Raw genomic sequence first — 8183 nt, 5'->3', positions numbered from 1 at the left:
TTTCAGCGGCTGCGGCTGGGTGGCGACGCGGCCGCCCTTCATCCCCCACCGCCCGCCTGGGCGCCCCCCCCCCCCCCGGCGCCGCCGCCCGCCCCCCCCCCCCCCCGCCCGGGTTTTACCGCCGACCCGCAGCCGTACGGTGTCCGCGGTGACCACGGCTACGTGACGAATCCCCGACGCGTGACGTAACGCGGTGGCCTGCCACCTCAGCCGGCGGCGGCTTCGGCCACCGAGACGTCCGCCCGGGTCCGGCCGCGGCCCAGCCGGTCCCAGAGGCTTAGCAGAGGGGACGTCATCACCGTCGTGACCAGGGCGACAATGACGAGCACGCCGAAGAGCGCCGGTGAAGTGATGCCCGCGGCCAGACCGACGTTGATGGCGATGAGCTGCATCAGGCCGCGGGCGTTCATCAGCGTGCCCACCCGGACGGCGACGTCCTGCCCCTCGCCCAGCAGCCGCGCGGTGGCCCAGCAGGCACCGAACTTGCTGACGACTGCCACCAGGACACAGGCCGCGGTGAACAGGAGCATCCTGCCGCCGGACAGCAGCGTGAAGTCGGTGTTCAGGCCGGAGTAGGTGAAGAACAGCGGCAGGAACACGATGCGGCTGACCGGCTCGATGGCCCGCACCGCGCGGGTCACCACAGGATCCCTGGGGAAGGCGACACCGAGACTGAACGCGCCGAACACGGCGTACAGGCCGATGCGGTCGGTGTACCAGGCGGCGATGAACAGGAGGAGGACGACGACCAGCAGCGTGTGTTCCTCGGTCAGCCGCCGGGCCCATTTTAGCGCCTGCGGCCGCAGGCGCACGAACACAGCGAGGAACACACCGAGCCCGACCGCGCCGATCGCGGCCAGGGCGAAGGTGGACGCCCCTCCGCCGGCCAGGCTCAGCACCGCTGCCAGCAGGATCCAGGCCACGACGTCGTCCAGCGCGCCGGCGGCCAGCGAGATCGAGCCGAACCGGGAGTCGGTCAGGCCACGTTCGGTGATGATGCGCGCCAGCATCGGGAAGGCGGTGATGGCGAGGGTGACCCCGATGAAGAGCGCGCCCACCATTGGCGAGATGCCGTCGGGGTAGATGTCCACCCAGTTGTGGGCCATGGTGGCGAGGCCCGCCCCCAGCACCAGCGGCACGGTGATACCGGCAGCCGACACGGACACCGCCGTGCGGCCCACCGACGACAGCCGGTCCGTGCGGAACTCGTAGCCCGCCAGGAACATGAAGGCGACGAGGCCGATCTGCCCGGCCACGTACAGGATCGGACGCAGTTCCTGGGGGAAGAGGGCGTCCTCGGCACCGGGTGAGACGAGACCGAGCACCGACGGGCCGAGAGCCACGCCGGCGACCATCTCGCCCACCACGGGCGGCTGTCCCAGATAGCGCAGCAGCAATCCGACGAGACGGCAGGTGACGAGGATGACGGCCACGGCGAGGAAGAAGGCCGGACCCAGCTCGGTGGTCGACAACGGGGACTCCCTGGTGAGGAGGCGAGGAGAGGGGGACGCCGTCAGGTGTTCCGGCCCGTGTACGGGCAGGTCGTGACAGCCGGTTCGCGCTGCCCGTCGGCGCCGGAAGCGGTCTGCTCCCGTGGCAACGGGCGGCCTTCGGTGTCGTGCTCGGCGAAGAAGCGTGCGGCGGGCCTGGTACGGCGGGCGTCCAGCACCATGTAGGTGCCGAGGACGAGCTGCGTCAGGCTGCGTCCGACGTCCTCGGCCCGGTCCCGTACGGCCAGCGCGGTGCGCAGGACACGGCGCCGCGGCGTGTCTGCCGGGTGGTTGCGGGGGACGAGGAGACAGGGTGCGCGGTGGGGGATGGAGCGGGTGTGGCTGACCGGTGAGTCCAGCTCGAAGCGGGCCAGTACCTCGCGGGTGGCGGCGCGCATCGCGAGGGGGGAGAGGCGCCAGGCCGGACAGGGCCGGTTCGCGGCGATGCCGAACGGGATGTGGTGGGCCTCCTTGGCGGACAGCGTCTCCCAGCGCCCGGGGACGAAGTCCTCGGGGTCGGTATAACCGCCGGCGTGGTAGTCGGGGTAACTGAAGGTCAGCACGGATCCCGACGGGATGAGCGGCAAGCCGTCGAGGTCGATGTCCGCGGTGGTGATGCGGTGGGCCACGCCGAACAGCGGGAAGAGGCGGAACGTCTCGTTCATGACGTGCGACAGATAGCGGTCGTCGTCGCCGCCCGCTGTCACCCGCTCCTGCACCTCCGGATGCTGGGCCAGCACCAGCAGAAGGTGGGCCATCGCCTCCGACATCTGCACGACGGCGGTGTTGAAGAAGGTGCCCTGGAGGTAGTACGCATGCTGGCGGCGGGTCAGCCCGGCCGGCAGCACATGTGGCACCGCACCGGCGTCCAGCCTGCGCAGCAGGTAGCGGGTCAGCCGGTCGCGGCGGCGCAGGTGCCGCAGTCTGGTGCACTTCAGGGCGTTGACCACGTCCTCGGCGTTGTCGACGATCAGCTTCCGCGCCTCGGGCGGGCAGTCCTCCTGGAACACCAGCCTGTAGAAGAACTCGGCCCACACCGGCATCATCAGATCGCGCAGCCGCACGGCCCGCACTCCACCGGAGGGCAGGGCGTCCAGCACGTGCCGGGTACTGCGCGCGGCCGCGTCGTACAGCTCGGCCGACGGGCCGGACAGGATGGCGAGGGTGCACCGGGACACCTCATCGTAGCGGGGCCCGGCCTCCAGGTGCTCCTGGTGGATGTCGGCGCCGGGCGCGAGCCAGTACCAGAACAGGTCGGACAGCGCCGCGCCCTTGCTGCGGCCGTTCGCCGCGGGCTGGCCGTAGATCTCCTCGAAGCGTTCGGCGCCGCCGTACTCCTCCTGCGGGAAGGGCAGGCCCTCGTCGCCGTTGACGCGGGCGAAGAGCTTCATCCGCAGGGACACGATCCGGCCGGGCAGCCAGGCCGGGGAGGAGAGCAGCAGGGCGCCGCCCGCGGCCAGGGCCGCCGCCGTGGTCTTCTTCAGCATGTCCGTTCCCCTCTCGTCGGCCGCAGTGCCGTGCCGCGCTCGACGACCTGATCGGCCGTGAGGTCCCGGGGCCGGTGGCCACCGCACAGGGCGAGCACGTGGTCGAAGTCGGCGCGCAGCGCGGTGAGGCACTCGCGTACGCCTTCCTCGCCCAGGCCGGCGAGCGCCCACAGCACGGGCCTGCCGACGCCGACGGCACGGGCACCGAGGGCGAGGGCCGTCGCGATGTCGCTGCCCCGGCGCACCCCGCCGTCCATGAGGACCGGTATCCGTCCTGCGACGGACTCGACCACCGCGGGCAGCGCCTCGACTGCTGCGGGAGCGGCATCGAGCTGCCGTCCTCCGTGGTTCGACACGAGCAGCGCGTCCATGCCCTGCTCGACGGCGGTGCGCGCGTCCTCGGGGTGCAGTACGCCCTTGAGGACGAGCGGCAGGTCGGTCTGTTCACGCAGCCGGCACAGGTCGTCCCAGCCGGCCGGCCACATGGCGATGGAGCGGGGGCGGCCGGGCTCGCCGCCGGGCAGGTCCCGCATGTTCTCGGTGACAAGGCCGGGCGGCAGATCGTGGAAGCCGTTGCGCAGGTCCCGGGTGCGACGGCCGAAGACGGGAGAGTCGACGGTGACGACGAGGGCGGAGCAGCCCGCCCGTTCCGCCCGGCGGACCAGCTCGGTGGTGACTTCGGGCTCCGGCTGGAGATAGAGCTGGAACCAGACCACCGCTTCGTCGTCCTGCTCGCGGGCGGCCGCGACGACGTCTGCCACGGCGGTGGTCGACGCCATGCCTGTCACCAGCGGGACCCCCGCCGCGGCGGCGGCGCGTGCGGTGGCCGCTTCGCCGTCGGGGTGGGCGAGCCGGTGGAAGGCGGTGGGCGAGACGAACAGCGGGGCCGGCCACTCCCGGCCCAGGACGCTGACCCCGGTGCTGCGGTCGCCGCCGCCGCGCAGCACCCGGGGGAGCAGGGCCAGCCGGCCGAAGGCGTCCTCGTTCTCCCGCAGCGCGGTCTCCTCACCGGCGCCGCCGGCGAAGAAGTCGTAATGCTCCTGCGGGAGTTGACTGGGCACGGGTCGGGCCGGATGGTGCGCCGGGCCGGTTTCCCGGCCGGTCATGGCCGGGGTGCGGCGAGCGCGTCACCGGTCGGGGAACCGTCGCCGGCCGCGAGGCGGGCGGTCAGGAAGGAGCGCAGCGGGCCGACGTGCACCTCAGGGTTGTCCCACTCGTTCTCCAGGTTCTCCGTGACGTGGTGCTCGGCGACCGGTTTTCCGCTGCCGTCGGGAAGGAACTGCCGTACCACGGGGTGCAGGTAGCGGGCGTCGAGACCGCTGGTGTCCTGCTGGTTCATACGGTTGACGCTGATGTCGAAGGGGTCGACCTGGTCGTGGTCGGCGCCGTACTCCAGGGTGACGGTGAAGTAGGCGGACAGTGCCCCGAAGTCGCCCCGCCCGGCTGCCGTGTGCAGGTGCCCCACGGGCACCTCCTCGCAGTAGCGCACCCCGCCGTCGGCGTCGACCAGGATGCTGTCGCCGAGGAACCCGAACATCTGCCACAGAGCCGAGGTGCGGTTGATGCGCTCGGTGACCGCGTCGGCCACAGCGGCGCCGGTGGCGGGCAGGCCGGTGTGCGGCCACTGCACGTCGTGATAGCGGCGTTCCAGTATGCGGGCCAGCGCCTTCACGCCGTACCGGAAACCGTGGATGAAGCCGCTGGTGGACTTCTTGAAGTCCAGCGACTGGGTAATGGTTCCGGCGAAGTAGAGATCGGGTACGCTGACCGATTCCCAGGCATCTGTGAGGTGCGGGAAACGGTCCTTGACGACCAGATCCGGGCGGCATTCCTCAGCGAATATCGAAGCGTCGAAGCGGAATCCGGTGGCCAGAATGACCCGGTCGTACCGGATGTCTTTGACGACTTCATCAACGCGCGAGAAGCTGACGCTCACCACATATCCGCCGTCGGCATTGCGTTTGATACGGAGAATGTTTCCGTCGAGGATCGCATTCTGTGATTTGAGCTGGTACGTATCGAGGAAGTTGTTGTTGACGGCCCGTAGGTGCCCCACGAAATGAGTACGCCAGGCAAGCTTCAGTGAACCTGGTCCGGCCACGTGGATGACCGCGGCGGTCTCGATGAGGTTGTCCGCGGTCTCGAACGCGGAATTGCCCCGGCCGATGATGAGAACCCGCTGGTCGGTGAAGTCCTGCGGATCGACCGTCACCTCGTCGTAGCGCTCGGCATCGGCCGCGCCCTCGATGGGCGGTACATAGGGCCGGGAGACGCCGGTGGCGACGATGACACGCCGTGCCCGGACAACGTTGCCCTTCTCGTCCGTTGCCACGAACTCGCCGCCGTTCGGGCGCGTTACGCGGCTGATGCGGGTGTGGTAGCGGATGTTCAGGCCGTGCTCGCGGACGAAGTCGCCCAGGTAGCGGACGAACTCGTCGGCCGGTGGGAAGTAACGGGGGGTGTAAGCGGTGAACAGGGGGCCCTCGTCCGAGAGCAGGGAGTTCCAGTCGACGCGCAGTCGCAGCTCCGGGTCGCTCCAGCCGGTGTGCACCTTGTTGCTGGAAATAAGAGTCCGGTGCCTGGGGAAACGTGTGAAGAAAGCGCCCGGCGCGTCGCTTCCTTCCACGATCAGATAGTCCCGTCCGGACCTCTTGAGAAAATATCCGGCTTGCAGGCCCGCAGGTCCGCCGCCGATGACGAGATAGTCGACATGGACTGAATCGGACATTCTGGTCCTGCCTTCCGTGGGGTGTCGCAGACGGTACTTGATGGTTAAAGCACGCGACCACCCCGCCTGTATGTGATCTAGATCACTCGTACTGGCAATGGGTGAATTCCGGGCGTCGGTTAACGTGTGTGGTCGATTGACGGGCTAAGCGGGCCGTCGCACCGGTCTTTACGATCGATTTTCGGTCATTCACGCAGCCTTTACGTCGGCAGTTTCCGGCCCAGAGTGGAGATGAAGTGGACGAACAGTCCGGAGGCACCTTTCCGCAGACACTCATCGACGCGTTCCGTGCCGCTCCCGACCTCCCCGCCTTCGAGTACGAGGGGTGCACGGTCAGCAGGGGAGAGGTGCTCGCTGCGGTCGCCGCATTCGTTCGGGGCCTGCGCAGGGTGGGCCTGACCTCCGGTTCGCACGTGGCTCTGGACACCGGCGTCTCCCCGGAGGCGTTCGCTCTCCGGATCGCCGCCCACACCGTCGGCTGCACGGTGATCGGCCTGCGCCCGGGACTGCCCCGAGAGCACCTGCGGTCCATCCTGGCCCGCGGCGTCGCCGCCGTGATCACCGACGACGCCGCCGACAACGCGGAACTCGCCTCCGAGGCCACCGCACTGGGCGTCCCGTTGCTGGACGCCGCCACCCTGCGGCCCGGAGAGGCGGTTCCCTCCGGCTCTGCCGACCTCACCGCGCAGGGCAACCCCGACGACATCGGCATCATCCACCTCACCAGCGGCAGCACCGGGCGCCCCAAGGGCACGACGGTGACCTACGCCGCACTCTCGCTCAACTGGGCCCTGGAGCCCTCCCGTTGGAACGACCGCATCCGCCGGCTCGCCGCGTGCTACGAACGCTTCCTGCTGTTCGGCACGCTCAACAGCGCAGTGGTCTTCGAGCATCTGGGCCTGTGCCTGATGGGCGGCGGCACCGCCGTGATCCCCGGGCAACAGCTGCGCTTCCCCGACGTGTTCGCCCAGCACCGCGTCACCGCATGCCTGGTGACGGTGCCACGGTTGTACGCCATCCTCGACGCCGTCCGGGAGAACGGCGCGGACCTCTCCTCGCTGCGCAACCTCCTCGTGGCGGGCTCACCGCTCCCGCCGCACCGGCTCACCGACGCCGCCGCGCTGCTCGGACCTGTCGTCCACCACGGCTACGGCCAGACCGAGACGGGCATGCTCTCCGTACTCGAACCCGGGGAACTGACCGGGGACCCGGGCCTGGCCGACAGCGTGGGACGCCCGCTGGAGACCGTCGAGGCGGCGGTACGCGACAGCGAGGGCCGGGACGTACCGACCGGCGACACGGGTGAAGTGTGGGTGCGCAGACCGGACTTCTTCTCCGGCTACTGGGACGACGCGCAGGAGACGGCCGACGTGCTGCGGGACGGCTGGGTACGCACCCGCGACCTCGGCAGCCTCGACGCCGACGGGTATCTGCGGCTGGCCGGACGCATCCGCGACATCGTCATCGTCAACGCCATCGTCCACTACGCCGGTCCCATCGAACGCGCCCTCGCCTCACATCCCGACATCGACCAGGCCTACGTCGTGGGCGTCCCCGACGAGCACACCGGCGAGGCCATCCACGCCTTCGTCGTACTACGGCCAGGAGCCGCCGCCCCCGAAGAGGAAACGCTGCGCAAGCTGGTCGCCCGTGAGCTCGGCACGGCGAGCGTCCCGGTCGGTGTCGGCTTCCTCGCGGAGGTCCCTGTCGCCCCCAGCGGCAAGCCGGACAAGGCGGCGCTGCGCGCGATGGTGCCGCCGCGCTGACCGAACGGCGCGTTCACGCTGGTCGTGGGGGCTGACGGGGTGGAGGGGATCGCGGAGGTCCCCATAGCGGTAGCGGCCGAAGGAGTAGGGGGATTGGGTGGATGTCCGCTTATTCGGTGTGTGGAGGTGAGGGGGTTCCGTAGGGTGCGGGCATGGCGGCGGACGAGGGCGAGCAGGACCAGGCTGTGAAGGCGGCGATGGTGGCCGAGATGCGACTCCTCGATCCGGGTGTCCGGGCCTCGCCGGCCCTGGTCTCGGAGCTACTGGACCCCCAGTTCACCGAGATCGGCGCCTCGGGGAAGCGCTGGGACGCAACGTCGATCCTGACGGTGACGAGCGCGGGCTCCGTGGTCCCGGAGGCCCCGGTGGTGGTCAGCGAGATGACAGGGGTCGTACTTGCTCCGGGCATCGTCCATCTCACGTATGTCGCTGACAACCGAGGTCGGCGTGCCTGGCGCAGTTCGTTGTGGAGACTTACGGAGACGGGCTGGCGTATGTACTTCCACCAGGGCACTTTGACGAGCTGAGTGGGTGTCTGGCTGGTCGTCGGGCGGTAGTGCCGGAGCGGGGTGTCGGGGAAAGAGGTGTGGGGGGGGGGTGTGGGTTTTCAAATAATTTATTTGATCTAGAAGAACGAAGTGGAATTGGGGGGGGAGGGGGGGGCGGGGGGGGGCGGGGGGGGGGGGGGGGGCGGGGGGGGGCCGGCGGCCCC

At 69.9% G+C, this 8183-nt stretch carries 6 protein-coding genes; 2 read left to right on the top strand and 4 right to left on the bottom strand.

What is annotated here, in order from left to right; genetic code table 11:
- Positions 1 to 206: 206 nt before the first annotated feature.
- The 4 genes from ACFXBC_RS19990 to ACFXBC_RS19975 are packed head-to-tail and all read right to left on the bottom strand — an operon-like array spanning position 207 to position 5705.
- Positions 207 to 1472: a cation:proton antiporter gene (locus ACFXBC_RS19990; RefSeq protein ID WP_385025738.1), complete on the bottom strand. Its 1266-nt coding sequence runs from the start codon at positions 1470 to 1472 to the stop codon at positions 207 to 209.
- A 41-nt stretch (positions 1473 to 1513) separates the two neighbouring features.
- Positions 1514 to 2977, bottom strand: coding sequence for a cytochrome P450 (locus ACFXBC_RS19985; RefSeq protein WP_385025735.1), 1464 nt, complete (start codon positions 2975 to 2977; stop codon positions 1514 to 1516).
- Positions 2971 to 4083 (bottom strand): alpha-hydroxy acid oxidase, encoded by a 1113-nt coding sequence (locus ACFXBC_RS19980; RefSeq protein ID WP_385025732.1) that lies wholly within the window; start codon positions 4081 to 4083, stop codon positions 2971 to 2973. The genes ACFXBC_RS19985 and ACFXBC_RS19980 overlap by 7 nt, the downstream gene beginning before the upstream one ends.
- Positions 4080 to 5705, bottom strand: coding sequence for an NAD(P)-binding domain-containing protein (locus tag ACFXBC_RS19975; RefSeq protein WP_385025729.1), 1626 nt, complete (start codon positions 5703 to 5705; stop codon positions 4080 to 4082). The genes ACFXBC_RS19980 and ACFXBC_RS19975 overlap by 4 nt, the downstream gene beginning before the upstream one ends.
- A 236-nt stretch (positions 5706 to 5941) precedes the next feature.
- On the opposite strand from ACFXBC_RS19975, the gene ACFXBC_RS19970 reads away from it, so the two are divergent.
- On the top strand, positions 5942 to 7471 hold the full coding sequence (locus ACFXBC_RS19970; RefSeq protein ID WP_385025726.1) for a class I adenylate-forming enzyme family protein: 1530 nt from the start codon (positions 5942 to 5944) through the stop codon (positions 7469 to 7471).
- 152 nt (positions 7472 to 7623) lie between these two features.
- The gene (locus ACFXBC_RS19965) at positions 7624 to 7998 is read left to right on the top strand and encodes a DUF4440 domain-containing protein (RefSeq protein WP_385025723.1); all 375 of its coding nucleotides are present in this window, start codon (positions 7624 to 7626) and stop codon (positions 7996 to 7998) included.
- Positions 7999 to 8183 lie beyond the last annotated feature (185 nt).

Origin of the sequence: Streptomyces sp. NPDC059398, from assembly GCF_042751845.1 — a bacterium.
Classification (GTDB): domain Bacteria; phylum Actinomycetota; class Actinomycetes; order Streptomycetales; family Streptomycetaceae; genus Streptomyces.
The sequence above is the reverse complement of the archived record's forward strand: the minus strand, read 5'-3'. Positions and strand labels throughout refer to the sequence as shown.

Coding starts and splice junctions, on each gene's coding strand:
- ACFXBC_RS19980 (WP_385025732.1), bottom strand. CDS start 4,083: ATGACCGGCCGGGAAACCGGCCCGGCGCACCATCCGGCCCGACCCGTG.
- ACFXBC_RS19985 (WP_385025735.1), bottom strand. CDS start 2,977: ATGCTGAAGAAGACCACGGCGGCGGCCCTGGCCGCGGGCGGCGCCCTG.
- ACFXBC_RS19965 (WP_385025723.1), top strand. CDS start 7,624: ATGGCGGCGGACGAGGGCGAGCAGGACCAGGCTGTGAAGGCGGCGATG.
- ACFXBC_RS19975 (WP_385025729.1), bottom strand. CDS start 5,705: ATGTCCGATTCAGTCCATGTCGACTATCTCGTCATCGGCGGCGGACCT.